The organism is Acidithiobacillus albertensis (genome assembly GCF_001931655.1).
GTDB classification, from domain to species: Bacteria; Pseudomonadota; Gammaproteobacteria; order Acidithiobacillales; family Acidithiobacillaceae; genus Acidithiobacillus; species Acidithiobacillus thiooxidans.
This window is the reverse complement of the sequence record NZ_MOAD01000001.1, coordinates 2,596,963-2,612,364: the sequence shown is the minus strand read 5'-3', so window position 1 is coordinate 2,612,364 and position 15,402 is coordinate 2,596,963. Positions and strand designations below refer to the sequence as shown.

The 15,402-nt window shown below is 43.6% G+C and carries 14 protein-coding genes; 5 read left to right on the top strand and 9 right to left on the bottom strand.

Annotated features, from left to right (window positions below; all coding sequences use genetic code 11):
• From BLW97_RS13420 to BLW97_RS13400, 5 genes are all read left to right on the top strand, one after another.
• Positions 1-556: ABC transporter substrate-binding protein (locus tag BLW97_RS13420; RefSeq protein WP_075323415.1), on the top strand; the 556-nt coding region annotated here is incomplete at its 5' end.
• 44 nt (positions 557-600) lie between these two features.
• Positions 601-774: a CsbD family protein gene (locus BLW97_RS13415; protein ID WP_075323414.1), complete on the top strand. Its 174-nt coding sequence runs from the start codon at positions 601-603 to the stop codon at positions 772-774.
• A gap of 100 nt (positions 775-874) precedes the next feature.
• Positions 875-1,810, top strand: coding sequence for a sulfur oxygenase reductase family protein (locus tag BLW97_RS13410; protein ID WP_075323413.1), 936 nt, complete (start codon positions 875-877; stop codon positions 1,808-1,810).
• Positions 1,811-2,038: 228 nt separating this feature from the next.
• Entirely contained in the window at positions 2,039-2,488 is a 450-nt protein-coding gene (locus BLW97_RS13405) for a hypothetical protein (RefSeq protein WP_075323412.1), read from the top strand.
• 151 nt (positions 2,489-2,639) lie between these two features.
• Positions 2,640-4,100 (top strand): outer membrane protein assembly factor BamB family protein, encoded by a 1,461-nt coding sequence (locus tag BLW97_RS13400; RefSeq protein ID WP_077218427.1) that lies wholly within the window; start codon positions 2,640-2,642, stop codon positions 4,098-4,100.
• Between the two features lie 437 nt (positions 4,101-4,537).
• On the opposite strand, the gene BLW97_RS13395 is transcribed toward BLW97_RS13400, so the two are convergent.
• The 9 genes from BLW97_RS13395 to BLW97_RS13355 form a co-directional block, all read right to left on the bottom strand.
• Positions 4,538-5,545: a glycosyltransferase family protein gene (locus BLW97_RS13395; RefSeq protein ID WP_143214886.1), complete on the bottom strand. Its 1,008-nt coding sequence runs from the start codon at positions 5,543-5,545 to the stop codon at positions 4,538-4,540.
• A gap of 119 nt (positions 5,546-5,664) precedes the next feature.
• A complete protein-coding gene (locus BLW97_RS13390) occupies positions 5,665-6,690 on the bottom strand; it encodes a glycosyltransferase (protein ID WP_158025174.1) in 1,026 nt (341 codons plus the stop codon).
• Position 6,691: 1 nt separating this feature from the next.
• A complete protein-coding gene (locus BLW97_RS13385) occupies positions 6,692-7,837 on the bottom strand; it encodes a polysaccharide biosynthesis/export family protein (protein ID WP_075323408.1) in 1,146 nt (381 codons plus the stop codon).
• Positions 7,834-8,868: a hypothetical protein gene (locus tag BLW97_RS13380; RefSeq protein WP_075323407.1), complete on the bottom strand. Its 1,035-nt coding sequence runs from the start codon at positions 8,866-8,868 to the stop codon at positions 7,834-7,836. Before BLW97_RS13380 ends, BLW97_RS13385 begins: the two co-directional genes overlap by 4 nt.
• Positions 8,869-9,858: 990 nt before the next feature.
• Positions 9,859-11,388 carry a S53 family peptidase gene (locus BLW97_RS13375; RefSeq protein WP_075323406.1) on the bottom strand — a complete coding sequence of 510 codons (1,530 nt, stop codon included), beginning with the start codon at positions 11,386-11,388 and terminating at the stop codon, positions 9,859-9,861.
• A 186-nt stretch (positions 11,389-11,574) separates the two neighbouring features.
• Positions 11,575-11,997 (bottom strand): hypothetical protein, encoded by a 423-nt coding sequence (locus BLW97_RS13370; RefSeq protein WP_065975276.1) that lies wholly within the window; start codon positions 11,995-11,997, stop codon positions 11,575-11,577.
• Between the two features lie 170 nt (positions 11,998-12,167).
• Positions 12,168-13,415: a GGDEF domain-containing protein gene (locus BLW97_RS13365; protein WP_075323405.1), complete on the bottom strand. Its 1,248-nt coding sequence runs from the start codon at positions 13,413-13,415 to the stop codon at positions 12,168-12,170.
• 1 nt (position 13,416) lies between these two features.
• Positions 13,417-14,655 carry a cellulose synthase complex periplasmic endoglucanase BcsZ gene (gene bcsZ / locus BLW97_RS13360; protein WP_077218425.1) on the bottom strand — a complete coding sequence of 413 codons (1,239 nt, stop codon included), beginning with the start codon at positions 14,653-14,655 and terminating at the stop codon, positions 13,417-13,419.
• Between the two features lie 25 nt (positions 14,656-14,680).
• A partial coding sequence (locus BLW97_RS13355) for a cellulose synthase subunit BcsC-related outer membrane protein (RefSeq protein WP_158025172.1) occupies positions 14,681-15,402 on the bottom strand: 722 nt, incomplete at its 5' end.

Here is a 15,402-nt window from a genome sequence, read left to right as displayed (position 1 = left end):
TGTCGCATCAACAGGCAATGCGCCTGATACTGTGGTGACTAAACTTAACACGGCGCTCATTCACTCCATGAAAATGGGGCCATCCAGTAGCTATGAGAGTCGTTTTCACGCATTGTATCCCGAAATCAGCCACGCCTATGATTTTTCAAAGATCGCGCACTACAGCCTGGGAACCGCGTGGGATAAACTGTCTGCTCCAGAAAAGAAGCAGTTCGTGCAGGCGCTGACCGATTATTCTGTGGCAAATTATGCCGCGCATTTCACCCATTACGCCGGTCAAAAGTTTAGTAGTCCCGTCTCCAAGAGCGTGCCTGGCCACCGAATGATGGTCAGCAGTACGTTGAAGTCCGGCAATGGTGGTAAAAACAACACGTTTGATTATCTGCTCAGCCAAAACCATGGCCAATGGAAAATTGTCAATGTAACGACAGACGGCGTCAGCAACCTGGCGATGCAGAAAGCCGAATTTACGGGTGCTCTGAAAAAAGGTGGAATCCATGCACTCCTAAATCGGATTAATAAACACACGGAAAAGTTGGCCCACGCAGCGCGATAATAGCTCCGTTCATTGGATGAATGGCGCTATCCATAAAGGAGATTATGATGAATAAAACACAGGTGAAAGGTCGGGTAAAACAGGTCAAAGGTGCCGTCAAAGAAGTCGCCGGTAAAATTACCGGAAACGCTCAGCAAGAGGCTGAAGGTAAAGTCATAAAAGAAGCAGGAGAAGTACAGGAAAAATGGGGTGACTTCAAAGATAAGCTGTCAGATTAAAAATTTTTTGCTTAATCTCATAATTGAGATAATTACAGATGAATTAATCTACAATTATCTTGTCAAAATTATTCCATGAGTAACTACTGGAGGTTAATATATGAGTAGAAATCCTATTATTGCCATCAATCAGTCAAAAGTAGCCAATCGACCGGAAAGTTATGAAACCATGATGAAGGTTGGGCCCAAGGTTTGTATCACTACGGCCTCGCACCCCGGGTTTTTAGGTTTTGAACAATTATTGCAGACGGGCATTCATCCCATGGCTGGGCGCTATGGTGGTGGCGCTGTAGATATGCATGAAACCCTGAATCCTATTTCCATGTTTCAGTACACTGTATGGAAAGACGTGAAGTCGCATGAAGAGATGCATCATGAAAACTTCAAGGAGATTTTTGAATTATGTGGAAGCTGTCTGGATATGGTCATAGAGGGACCATGGGAACCCTATTATGAAGTCATTCGTTCCGATCTCCCCCTGATTATGGGTATGACCGATATCCCTGCAGCTTTAGGAAAGTCTTTCGCAGAGCAGAAGCCCGTGCCTAAAGTAGCATTATCGGCAAAACGGAGTATTGCCATTGGTGACCATTGGGTGATGGACGGGCATGAGGAAGCTTTTGAAAAAGGGGCCATAGAGACGCTCACCTGGATGAAAGAAAATGTTCCGGGCATGATCGGCTGGATGATCATGAAACAGTTTGGCGTTTCTGCCATAGGATCCTTTCAGTTTGACCCCAAAGGGATGCTGAAGGCCACACTGGGCGCCAATCCACCGGAGTACAATACCAACTATGGCAGTCAGGTGCCTGATAAGCCACTGATTCCGGGACAGAAGCCAACGCAGTACTTGGTGCATATGGAATGGGAGTCTCCTGAACATGCACATATGGGCATAGCCCATGCGATGCTGGATTACGAGTTGCGGCAGATTCACAATGAAGGCGTACTTGCTCATTTGGATAAGGGGCCTTACTACATGCTATTTGGACCAATGATGGAACAGGGACAATGGCGTAAGAAATTAGTCATTTAATGGCAAGCTGGAAATGATCTGTCATTTTCACTTACAGATCTGAAGTTTTCAAAAACAGCCCCTGGGGAGTTGCTTCGTAATGGGTAATGATGGGGCTGTTCATCATGGTCATTTAAATTAAATGATAGGTATTTGATAATGCTTGCCAATAAATATAAAAAGATAATTTTCTTTATCAATACTTTTGCGAGCTAATATTACTCGCTTTGTTGATCACGTGGAGTGCGTATGAATCTTAATAAAATAGAAAAAATAATCCACATTTGCATCGATTCCTTTTCGGAGATTTCCATATTAAGCATTCCCGTGCTTATTTATTTGTTTTTTATTGTGATAAGAATCTATTCTGGGAATTTTACTGAAATTGCCTTAGAAATGTCTTTGATGTCTATTATTTACTATTCTGATTCGGTGTTAATTGCAAAACGCATTAATCATAATACATGGAATGTTGCCGTTAATGTGATATTGATAGTCCTGATCATATTTGCGTCTTCATTGTTTACTCTGGAGCTTCTTGCCAATGGGACCAAAACTGCAGCACTGGTGTTTCAGAAAAAATCAGATGCTTATATTGATATGCAAATTGCCAATATTATGCTTATTGTTGGAGGGTTTATTGCCAACCTTGTATTACGAATCGTTGTGAGGATTCAGGGCAATGTAGTTGGAGAGTAACAAAAGTTATGAAATCTATATTTGACGGTGCGTATGTAAATAACACGTTACTATTGTTTGTAAAAAATATTATTTTCTATAGTACTAACAGATTAACTAAAAAAATCACAGGTGATTCTCTTGAGTTGATTGATAACCATGGTGGCCAGAAATGAGAATGAACAGATTATTGTCTATCACCACAAAAAAAATTAATGCATTGAAACATGTTTGGTTAATAGTTGTGATTCTATATTTTGCAACCGAGCCCATGGCTATAGCTTCGGCATCGTCAGTGAATCAATTTGAAGATAATATTCACCACCTGAATACATCGAATCAGAAGTTGGGAAGCTTTACAATAAATTTAGGTGAAAGAATTATCGCCCCAATCAATATCCACAAAAACAATCTGTATATAAGTGCTGGAAGATCAAAACCTCAACAAGGAAAGGTCGTCAGAGTTGACGGGAAAAATGGTCGGATAATTTGGTCCACAAAATTACCTAATATCAGTATGACAGAACCCATTGTTACTCGGCATTTGGTCATTGTTGGAATGGGTGGAAAGCGCATGTTTGCGCTAAATAAAGGTTATTCTTGCCGTTCACCCTACCCGCATGGAGTGATAGCGCTTCACAGGAAAACAGGCCATATTGCCTGGGAACATTTGACCCACTGTCAAGTTATGCCAACACCTGCGTATGTAAATCGCGAAATCCTTGGCCCTGATGGCGGTGGTCATTTCTTTTCTTTGAACGAGAAAACGGGTCATATTCTATGGAAAACAAAAATTAGTGGTTGGTCAGCAATGTCTTCACCTCTGCATGCACAGAATCAGCTTTATTTTGGGACTGATAATTCATTTACAGGCAAAAATTATTTTTATGATATCGATTGGCGAACTCATAAGGTGGTATGGTCACAAAATCTTTCTCATGCTCAAAATCTCGCTGAAGCATCTCCAGTCCTCTCTCATGGAATTGTTTATACAGCATATATGCGTAATCCACCATATGCTCCGTTGCAGATTATCAACCATCTCTGGCGACATGAAAAGATGAAATACTTCACCTTTCAGGTTGTTGGTATGCAGGCAAAAACAGGTAATGTGATCTTTAATAAAACCATTTATACAAAGAGGCTGCCTCCCAACTCATGGATACATCAACGTCTACTGGATGAAAAGTACTATTGGTCCAACTGGACTATTGCTGCCGTCCGTAGAGTGGCGCACTTTTTAGATATCCCCGTTCATTTTTCCAAGATGTCCAATCATGATCCGGAAAAGGCGGGAATTTATGATCCTCCACTCACTGCTTGGCATCGTACTATCTTTATAGAGCCTCGGATAACTCATATACTATATGCTTTGAGGGTTGGTACTGGACGTTTACTTTGGTCTGTTGATACTGGAGAAGATGTCAGTAATCCTAATATTTATAATGGTAAATTATATTTAGTCAACAGTCACGGTGTATTGTTTGTGATTAACCCAAATAATGGAAGGGTTTTATTTAAAAGACATCTTTCTGCTGGGTCTCCTGGACCAGCAGATGTTTTGCTCAGTAGAAACCATTTAGTTGTGGGAGGATCTTCTGGGAAGGTTGTCTCCGTAAAAACGGGATTATGAGTTTATATTAATGAAACCTATTCATATGCAAGCTATGAGGATAACACACCGAATAAGGCGTATCATTTATCAGTATTTCTTGCGCCAGTACCTGAAACAGTGAGTGATGCAACCAAGTTCACGACAATGGCGCCACCCGTATCTGGGATGTCCTCCATCCAAGAATGTTAAAGCGAGATTCTGAACGACCTCCAGGTAAAAAAAACAGCTGCGTCTCAGCAATTGACACTTTTGCAGTGAAGACATAATGGATGCCTCCCCCTTACCAGGATGGCAGCGCGACGATTCATAAGAGCCACTACTTGATCCGGACGGCATTAAGCAGCCAATGCTGAACGAATCAGCCTAAAAGAAAAGGATAACTCATCATGCAGACAACAGCTCAAGAAATGAATTTTAAAAACTGCCCAACCGCTTTCATTAGCGGAAACATCCAACTAGCCAATCTGTTGCGCTTGAATGATAATTTCCTGGTAACATAGTTTATCAGTGATCCATAACCAGGCATCTTTTTCATAGACTTTACTTTGTATATTTTGAGTAAATCTTTTATATATTTGGGGCCTCTCCCTAATCTCAGGGAGGTGGCAACGTATAAAGCTTTCGCAGGTTGTTGCAAAATCCCAAACCTGATGGAAGTCATCAGGATCTGGAAGCATATTCCTAAACTTGGCCTCAGCTCTACGTGTATCTTGCAGCACTTTGGGTTCTCTGACCTCTTCAGAGATCATGAATAATTTTATTTTCTTAAGTAATTGCAGTCGAAAGCTTGACCATCTAGCAAGCCATACTGACAAGGCCATCCCACCCAGCACGGGAAAATACCAAACAAGCAAACTGTATGGATGAACCCAACCGGACGATAGAGTGTATAGAAGCGCCTTTTCTGCCGATGGTATATGCTTGACGTAGTACACCAGAGCTACCCAGGCTGATAGACCGAAAATGGAAACTTTGCCGAAATAGGTCCACGAATCTTTCAAAGACAACGCAGTATCGCCACGATCCTGCGCTCCCCAGCTCACAGATTTTCCACGAATCCATTGCCAAAAAAACAAGCTGATGTAGATCATCATGATGGGCGACCACAAAAAGCTAAATACCGTTTCCAATACGACAGACCAAAGTAGTTTATCCTTGCCACCATAATGTGTGGCTCTCTTTGAATCAATATGAAACATCACCGCCATCATTCTGGGTAGAAATAAAAAAACCAGACTCGAAGCAAGAAGCATGCCAGCAGGAACTTTAAGCATTTTTAGCCCTACGACAGAAATACGAACAACCCCCATAAAGTGGAGGACGCCATAAGCTGATACAAAAAGAAAAGCAAACCAGAGCGGGGCAGAAAAATAAGCCATTACCCCATTGATGAGAGTTTCGCGATGTAATCCCTGCACTCCGCGCAAAAACCAGAAACGGATATGTTGAAGATTTCCCATCATCCATCGTCGCTCTCGGATCAGAAAACCAAGCATGTTGGCGGGAATTTCTTCATAGCTTCCAGATAGTTCAGGAAGAAACCAAACCTCATATCCAGCACGGCCTAATGCTACAGCTTCAATTATGTCATGAGAAAGCGGCTTTCCGCCCCAAGGTTTTTTCCTTTCAGCTGCGGTAAAATGGCATATCTCATAAACGGTTTTACCCTGATCATGGCATTGTGCCCTATGTAAATGGCATGCCCCATATACATAGCCTGCATGCTATAGGAAAAAACGGAACCATACAGATGGGATGCGAATTGTTGCATCCGTCCGAAAACAGTCTCTCTGAACACAGGGCGAGGATTACTTTGCAATATACCGATACGCGGATTGCCAACCATGCCTTGCAACAAAGTCACTATAGCTTCTCCATCCATGACGCTGTCGGCATCCATCACCAGTGCGAATGGATACTCAGACCCATACCGCCGGAAAAAGTCTGTGACATTACCCAGTTTGGCATTACTGTTGACTGGTCGGGAGCGATAGAAAAACTGATGAGATTGAAAAAGGTTGCGTAGTCGGTAAATCGAAGCCAATTCCGTAATCCGGTAACCTGCCTTACGACTATCTGACAAAAGATGAAAATCGAATAAGGGTAGATAAGCTGGATAGTTTTCTGCAAGAGATCGATAGCATGCAGCCATCCCTGCCGCCACTCTTGAAACATCTTCATGGTAAACCGGGAAGAGCACTGCCACACGATCATTTTCTGTAGGCATTTCCAGATGGTTCATCGGGTGCCATGGGTTTCCTTTTGGCCCACGTCGAGCATACCATGCACCAAAAAGCACCTTATAGAAATTGCCGGCCATAAAAAACATCATGGCACCATAGATCGATAGATACACTATGCGCCATTGCAACTGCAAATGTTGTCCAGTGATCAATTGATCAGATAAAAAAACCAAAACCAGAGTAGTCAATACTGATAAAAAGCGTATCAATCGCATACGTAGCCTTACTCTAGACTCCCAGGGAGATGCCCCCATATTCGGTAGTTTATTCCCTATTTGCCACGCTTTCCAGCGACCATGCAAAGCATGCGAACTGACAGACAGTCTTTTTTTAGGTATTTTTTGAACCCATGTCTTTTTTATCATTTTATTTAACCGCATTACTAATTAAAGCAGTTGGCAGCAAGAAATCACTGAATATTTGTGCCGCTTTTTCAATCGGCACTACTGGCGCCGTTGGTATATAGACTAAATCGCCATTATGTAAAGGCATTCTTTGAGCAGAGAGTAATCCTTCAGCTGTATTCCAGCGTAATACATATAGAATGGACTTAGTTCCTACTCTGTGGGATGGTTGCATGATAAATATTTCCCGATCATCTGCTGTATTGCTCTGAAGCCCGCCGCTCATTGCAAGCAATCCATTGATATTCGGTATCGATCCAAACGAATACAGGCCTTGATGCAGTACCCCTCCACCAAGAAGTGTGACTTTATAAGCAGCCGTCTGTGAAACCAATATATGTGCACCAGAAGGCACACGCAGATGGTGCACATAGAGAATCTGAAAAGGTAAGGTTACCTGTTGATGATGATAACTTATTTCCACCAAAGTAGAAGCATCCTCTACAGAATGGTTCTTATCTTTGGATTGTAACGGAACATTCTTTAAACCTGATTTGGCGAGAATTTTAGCAATCGACAACCCACCTGGCCGCCAAGGAAATAAACCAGGATGCATTACAGCTCCACTAATGAGTACGCCTTGTAAATGACCATGTGGAGCCCATTGCACTTTTGTATAGGGCATAATAAATTTCTCAGTACTCTTGTACTTCTTGTTAATCTTTTTTTCCAGCCCGTTCAGCGTTAATCCATCGGTTTCAACTTTACCTAAATAAGGCAATTGAATAGACCCGTTTTGTCCGACTAAAAAATCACCCAACCGGGATTTATGAAGCGGTGATGACAACGATTGCCCACCAGATAAGGAAAGATGGGTTGTCCAAAGCGTGATTCGCAACTGATCACCAGGTTGAATGAGATCCTTGGTTATTTTTTTTTGAGACCAATGCCGCAGCTTGCCTAACGCCTTATCAAATCTAATCTCTCTCTTATTTTTAGTCTCTAATGATAATGCAAGCGCTTTGCCAGGAGTCACTGGTTCAATGATAAAGTTTGCCAGATTAGCATGCTGCATAGCCGACACAGAGGGTCCGCTATGTGGAAGGCTGGAACAACCTAACAATAATAAATTAATGATAAAAGGTACTGGATATAACTGCCATTTCATCTTAAGAAGCTCCACAATAATAAGGTGATCCCAAAAATAATCATGGTATCAACCATTCTGTCAGGCCCGGAAGATCCTTTTGGTAAAGAAGGATCGCTTAATTTTATGGCTAGAAAACTGGGAGCATCAGCCTGAGTCAAGGCCTTCTGTTCGCTTTCTTTAGCCAGATTTAAAAGTCTTTCAGCAATGGATTGATTGGCGATTAGAACAGGATAAAGATGAGCTATATTATCGTTCGCAAGTAGCGTTTGCTTTGCACTTTTAATTTTTTTATTAAGCATAAAAATTGCTTTATTATATCCTGAAACAGCTTGGCTTTTAGGTGCGGCGTGAGATAACGCTGTTGCATCTGCGCTTAACTCCGCAGACCTTGTTGAAAGGTTGGTCAGCAAGTGTAGTTCATTCTGTAAAATAAGTTTTGGGTTATAGATTGATGTTTTTTTTCGATAAAGAGATAATTGGTTATTTGCTGTCTTTAGACCAGACTGTGCAGAAGCGACTGCAGCCTTTGCAGCAGCCAAACGAGATTCTCTTACCTTCTGGCCCATCTTCTTCATTTTTCCTATGGCATATTGCAGCGTTGACTGCAGTATTTTCTGGGCCCATTGCGGTTTGTATGCAGTATACTTTAAGGACATCACCCCATCATTTTTATTAATGCTTACAGAAAAATGATGATCGAAGTATTTCCATAGCGCAACGTCACTTCGTGAAAAAAATGTATCTACTCCGCCGTAGGCTGTAATAAAATCACCGGATGCATTCCATTTCCTCAGTGGCAACTCATTTCGGATATGTTGGTAGGCTGACCAAGAAAGCATTATATTCTTTATGGTGTAAGCATTCTTTACTCTTTCTGGAGCATAGGAAGTGAGACTGGATTGGCCAATTCCTGAGTGGGGCAAAGTGGTTTCCACAACCACCTGCGCCGATGAATTGTACGTTGCCGATGCGATAAAAAAATAATAAATTATCGCGATGACATTTGGTACAATAACAACCATTGTAATTAATCTGTGTTTTCTCAACATAAAACATTCCTCTTAACTTTTTTTCACTCGCCAGCCTGACAGGAGTAAACCTAACACATAAGTGCGAAATTAAACATTTCGGCAATATATGGCAAAAAATAAATAACAAATTTGTGATAGCTTTAACACTTATTTAATACACCTAGAGTGAGTTTCGCTTACCACATAAATCCAGAATAATCCACCGCCATAAATATTGCACACAAAAATTAGGTATAGGCACCCGAACAAATATGACGCACCCGTCTATCAGCAGTAAACTTTTGCGATTAACATCATTGCTTATTTACCCAGTATAATCTTTTGCAGGAAAAGAAAAAAGCCCAGCAATGGTATTTTCTTGTATCCTAAAATCAACAATTAAAACTGTTAATAGCTTGTATAACAATGTCCCGCATTGTTTATCCCTAATCAATAAAAACTCTTGAATTAATAGCAATACTCATGCCACTTTTACAACTAACTGATTCCAATATATTTAAACCATTTAACACTTAATTGTTTGATGGAACAAGTAGCCTCGTGAATACATGTTTCCTCATTGGTATTCATCACGCCTTATTACAAATAACATAAACTTTATTATAATCATAATGATATATACACTTTGTGTAAATAAGCATGCTTATTGATGGAGTCGCTCATTGGCGACAACCATATTTCTTCACTTGCCAATTGCAGCAGGCCTACAAACCGTTTTTTTTAAAATAGGTGAAATCTAATCCACAAAATAACAGGCTCAAACAAAGTATTAAACCTATAATGTATACTTGTTAATACTTCATCAGCCAGAAAGAAGATTATGCCTGCAGCCAGCATCATACTTTCTATGGCATATTAAATGGCTATAGCCTCTTATCCCAGTGGCCTCGTTGACCGGTTTGTAACAGATCGCACCATAATGAATCCGGACCAACATTTTATTTCCCTAGACTTAATCCGCTTTCGGTTTTTTAAAAATTTATAAATAGTTGGTTCCAGTTTTCAACCTCATTGAATCAAATTTTTAAACAGATCTGGGCCAATCATTACACCGAGCCCACAGCATGCGTTCCACCCTGGGCCCGCTCGATACCCTAGATTGAAGTTGGCGGGAATATTATTCCCATGTAAAACTTCACGAAATCCCTTTGTCTGGCTATATAAAATTGGGTTTGCATATCCTAACGCGTTGTCACGAGCATTATTCACCAGGGCAAAAAAACCTGCCCATAACGGTGCTACTGCGCTGGTCCCACCTACCGGGAAAGTCTCACCATCTACAGTCACCTGATATCCTGTGAAAGGATTCGCATCCGCAGCCACGTCGGGCATACCTCTTCCAGAGGATCCATAACTAACATTGACTGGAAGTTTCACCTGAGACTGATAAGAAGGGACCGGGAATATTCCAGATATTCCACCTCCAGTACCACTGGTACCATTATTCCAGACCACCTCCTGACTAATCCGTCCGCTACTGACAGTAATTGACGTTCCGCCGCAGGCGACCACATAGGGACTGAAGGCTGGAAAATCGACATGTACGGCGCCATCGTTGAGACCATCGGTAGAAAGGTTATCTCCTGCAGCGACCGTGATTGTTACCCCTGCCTCTGCCGCGTCGTGCAGAGCAGAATTCAGGCTGTTGCGCGCTTGCGCTGAATACTCTGATTCTGGTGATCCCCAGCTGATGGACATGACAGATGGGTTATAGCTACTGTCGGTAGCCGCGTAAGATACGGCGTCAGCAAATCCCGCATCAGTATTTTGCGTAAAGTAAACAAAAATCAAGGCTCCAGGGGCGACGGCGCCGGCCACCTGGATATCTAACCCAACCTCGGCATCCGCTGAGTCAGGCGTAGTGGGACTGTTTTCACCACCATCCACGCTGACGGCTAACACATTGGGGGGAGTCAACCCCATCGCCGCAAATGCCGTACGAATATCGGACTGATGGAAACCTCCACCCAACTCGATAATTGCAATGCACTCTCCAGCACCTGTCGGATGTACGGGTATCCCGTAAAATCCTGCGATCTGATTGGGAAGATAGGCACTGGATGTTGTGGCTGAAGACCTGTCGAAACGCCTCAGCCGGGGATGAGCAATAACCCGTTCATCCAATCCAAGTACAGATTCCAGGACATTTTTGAGGTCTGAGCGTACCTGAAGAACACCAACATATGCACGAAATTTTCCTGCTTTTCCTTGGTACCAATACAGATCCACCTTAAAGGCTTTCCGCATTTGCGCCGCCGTCCCGGAAATACGCACCCGCCTGCGGCGTGCATCCGCCTCCAACACTTGGAGACCATGATCCTGGGCAAATGTACTGACAATATCGAGGTCGTAACGATACAGAGTCTCCCTTCTCGCCAGCACTTTCTCACGAGAAAGCAGAATATCATTCACCGGGTGTCGCTTTACATACAGACTGATTTGAATGTTTTCATGATCTTCCACACGGGAAAGCCGACGAGAGCCTGCAGGTTCTCCGTGCAAACTTTCAGGAAACAGTTCATATACCCAATTATTCATTGGTTCGCCCCTGTCGAAACCGCTGTTCACATTAGCATTAGATCACATCTGTTGGTATTCATTCGCCAAATTAAAATTCAGAGGATTGATATCATAAATACCATAAACCAGATAACAATGGTCATCAAACTATCCCATTGCCAGGAAAATGCGAATAGCGATTTCCATCATCAGTTGGATAAATATTCAATGTGTTTTAAGTCTATGAAGTTTTATATTGGATAGTTGATTGTCGTTATTCATGGTACCAAAAGCCTTTAGGCGATGACTGTTATTCCTGGTATGATGGACGACCTCCCAGCGTAACCCAGTCAGTGCATCAAGCAACTGGCTCAATGCACACTGCCTCTCAAGGCTCTTTGATTCATTGCGCGCCTCTTCAAGCATCAATAATATCAAGTGTTCTAAATCCAAGAGATCTCTTTCTAAATCTTGACCATTAAAAAATTCAATCTTAAAATGCTCTTGATCCATTAATGCGTGTAATCCAGTAATCATCTCTCGCAACCCATCCACAAGTAAATCGCTACTTTCTCTGTTCGCACTTGCAACCAAAGCGACATGGAATAATCCGATGGTGAGCAAGTTATCAGTTCCATTAGCTCGCATTGTAGATACCTCCTTTTTCATAGGTCATAAATACATAAGTCTAGACATAACATCTTTGAGTTCCCAACAACAAATCGTAAATCCATATTGCACTAATTACATATCGACAAGGACAAGCCATTTAATCCACAAAAAATAATCATTTTTCATTTGATATATTTATGCCTCACTCATGAAGCCACACTACTATTTATATCACTGTAAAGAAAATAGCACCGCTGACGTTTTGATTTGCTGGATTTTGCCCAATAGAGGGCTTGGTCTGCATGATCTAACAGTATGTCATTATCTCCTGTATCATGAGGGAATATAGTGATCCCGGCACTTACATCTAGTTGAATTTTGTGTCCATTATAAACAAATAGTTCTGTAGCCTGTGCATGAACCCTTTTCATCAACCTATTCACATCATTAATGCTTTTAAGATCTTCAATAAGAATGATGAATTCGTCGCCACCCAAACGTAATAGTGTGTCTGATGAGCGTAGAACTTTTTTCCAACGTGAAGTTATTTCCTGCAATATCCAATCTCCTGCTTTATGTCCGTAAGTATCATTTATCATCTTAAATCCATCCAGATCTAATAGACCAACTGCCATCTGGGTTTTTTTTCTGACACTTCGTGATCTGGCTTCTGTAAGACAGTAATGCAGAAATGTTCGATTAGGAAGGCCGGTTAAGGGATCACGCTGAGCGTGCTCCCTTGCGCTAGCAATAATTTCTAGTATACGCGGAGCAACAGCCAGATTTTCGAAACCAAATTTTTCAATGTACCGGGGTTCATTACTACCCACAATCCACAGTCCCTTAAATCGTTCAAGCCGGACAGGAAATATAGCCACTTCTTGAGCATAGTCTTGCAACATCCTTAGAAACATGGGTGTCGTTGGATCGAATAAGTCGTATAAAGCGGCCTTTTCTGGTATCCCCTTGTTAATTAGAGATCGTATTTTCGACTTTATTTGTGCATTTTCACAGATCAAGCTCCGTTCTCTCTGCAAGGGATGTCCAGCGTCGGATATCTCAACGAGACTGGACCACTTTAATGGTCCTAGCTCACGCAATATTTTTTTACAGAATTGATTAAATATTTTTTCTGTTTCGACATGTAGATTTTCGCCGTTATTAATCACTGATATTAATAGTTTATTAAATCTCTGATAATCACGTGTCGTAATGACGTCAAATGTTCTCTCAGTGTGTGTGCCTGCACTTTTCACATTCGTGCTTATCATAGAGTCGTGCCATTGAATGCTGAGGTTTCCAGTGATTCCAATCCTATGCACCGACATGGTCTGCGCCAGAACAACAGACGCAGCACTTGTGGGCTTTATTTTATGCTTATAACGAAAACCTGACTTCCAGGGCAATGCGCCGAAGATATTTTGTGCCATGTTGTTGTCCTCTTTTGTGTCCATTCTACGGCTTCCCGGTGGACCATGAGGGTTGCAGTTCCCCCTTCGGATTAAACCTTATGGTGTGATACACCCATCCTAGGGCGAACAACGCCAGATTCTGGTCGTAGTAATGGGGCATCTTCCCATAGAGGCCATTGGCCTGGTCATAATCGGCGTTGAGCCGAAGCCATTGGTTATGGACGGCCTTGTCCATCTCTTTTTGTGTCAGATAGGGGATTAGTGCCGCCGAGAAACCTACGGGACCGGTTCCTGATGGTTTTCCGGTTAGCCAGTTTTCATCGACTGGTGGCAATAAATGCGATTTCAAATAACGGCTCATCCCGGAAATGCTCTGCAAAATACGCTGTGTTCCAGCACTCTCCGGATTGCTCATGCCTGCCCAGAGATATACGCGGATGGCGTTATAGCTGCTACTCGGACCCTGTGGTGCCTCGTAATATCCTTTTGTGGGGGAGTAGGCTACCCAATCCGGGGTAAACCCATGCGGGCTTGTGGCCCTTATAAAAGCCGGCAGGTGCTCTGCCATGGCATGCCAGGGACCATGCGGTAGGGCGTGTGCCAAGCCTTCAAGCACCGGCAAGGGTAGATAGCTGGGATTGAATACATAGGTTTGCGGAGCAATGTGAAAGCCCCTGTTGCCCGGTATGAGCATCGGTCCCAAGCCCTTGAGATCGACCACTTCTTTTTGGTTGATCCGCTTCGCCAGTAGGGTCCCCATGGCAGTATAGCTATTGCGGTCCCATAGGCGGCCTGCCTGAATCAGGGTGTAGGCGATCCACAGATCCGCGTCTGCGGCCGAGTTTTCATCCAGTACCCCCCAGGTTTTGTTGGGACGTTCGCCCCAACGCCAGGCGGGCAAGTGAGCGGCAAGACTGCCTTGCGCGAGGTTGTCCTGCGTCCAGGAAAGTATTTTCTGGAACAATGCGGGGTTGTTGGCGACCAGGGCAAAAAACAGCGCGTATGACTGACCTTCAGATGTGGTAACCCCCCCATCATCCCAATCGATGACCCGCCCCTGCGCATCAATAAACCGGGCTTGATAACTGCTCCATAAATGGTACCAAGGAGCGGGATTCGGACTTGAGTACTTCCCCGCTGGTAACAGAGCACAACCGCCCATGGCGAACAACATGGCTAGCGATCCCATGCCCATGAGTCGGGTCTTGAGTTGAAACCAATCACGTATCCTTTTGATCCTGCTTTCGTGTGTAGGTTCGGGTAGAACTTCCCACGTATGCATGCCGATTCTCCCTTTAGTGCACCATCTAGCCATAGCGACCCATGCCCAAAACAAACTGGGCAGGCAGGAAGGTCCGTTTGGGCGCTTTCCGTTTTCCAAACACATAGCGAATATCCAGCCCTGCCTGAGCTTGTTGAAATGCCGGATTAGCCTGATAGGAAGCCCCGGCATCAAGATACCAGTGGGTCGAGAGCTGCTGTGTTAGCACGACATTGACCGATCCGGCTATATTGTGTCCGCTGGAACTCGCATATGGGGATAAAGCCAGCCCCTGCGTTCCCAGCGAAGCGGTCACTTGATTTCGCAAGGCGCCGAAACCGAGGTATGGGCCTCCCGCCTGATGCAGCCACTGATAGCCGACAGCCGCGCTTATATTGACTCCACCGCCATGCCACCAATGGCTGGCACTCGCACTGAGGGAGGGTTGTACCATCATTTGCGGACTGAAATACCCACCATATCCCGGCGAGGTGAAATCCGCATTCCGTGCGTAGGTTTCGGCATAAACAGAAGGTCCTACCGTGATCCACCAACCGGCTCCGGTAAATACCGGTTTCATTGCGGCCAGATAAGTACTGGCCCCTAAATTGGTCTGAATGTTTTGCCCGGTGATGGCATTGAGGTGCAAGGTGCCGATTAAAGACCAGCCATGTTTCCCGCCACTCAGATATCCGCTGGCTCCAACCTGGTTGCGAATGGCTGCTCCCCAGGTATAGGGAAGGTCCAGGGTATGGCCAGCGGCGGTGG

Coding starts and splice junctions, on each gene's coding strand:
- BLW97_RS13415 (WP_075323414.1), top strand. CDS start 601: ATGATGAATAAAACACAGGTGAAAGGTCGGGTAAAACAGGTCAAAGGT.
- BLW97_RS13410 (WP_075323413.1), top strand. CDS start 875: ATGAGTAGAAATCCTATTATTGCCATCAATCAGTCAAAAGTAGCCAAT.
- BLW97_RS13405 (WP_075323412.1), top strand. CDS start 2,039: ATGAATCTTAATAAAATAGAAAAAATAATCCACATTTGCATCGATTCC.
- BLW97_RS13400 (WP_077218427.1), top strand. CDS start 2,640: ATGAGAATGAACAGATTATTGTCTATCACCACAAAAAAAATTAATGCA.
- BLW97_RS13395 (WP_143214886.1), bottom strand. CDS start 5,545: ATGATGGGAAATCTTCAACATATCCGTTTCTGGTTTTTGCGCGGAGTG.
- BLW97_RS13390 (WP_158025174.1), bottom strand. CDS start 6,690: ATGATAAAAAAGACATGGGTTCAAAAAATACCTAAAAAAAGACTGTCT.
- BLW97_RS13385 (WP_075323408.1), bottom strand. CDS start 7,837: ATGAAATGGCAGTTATATCCAGTACCTTTTATCATTAATTTATTATTG.
- BLW97_RS13380 (WP_075323407.1), bottom strand. CDS start 8,868: ATGTTGAGAAAACACAGATTAATTACAATGGTTGTTATTGTACCAAAT.
- BLW97_RS13375 (WP_075323406.1), bottom strand. CDS start 11,388: ATGAATAATTGGGTATATGAACTGTTTCCTGAAAGTTTGCACGGAGAA.
- BLW97_RS13370 (WP_065975276.1), bottom strand. CDS start 11,997: ATGCGAGCTAATGGAACTGATAACTTGCTCACCATCGGATTATTCCAT.
- BLW97_RS13365 (WP_075323405.1), bottom strand. CDS start 13,415: ATGGACACAAAAGAGGACAACAACATGGCACAAAATATCTTCGGCGCA.
- bcsZ (WP_077218425.1), bottom strand. CDS start 14,655: ATGCATACGTGGGAAGTTCTACCCGAACCTACACACGAAAGCAGGATC.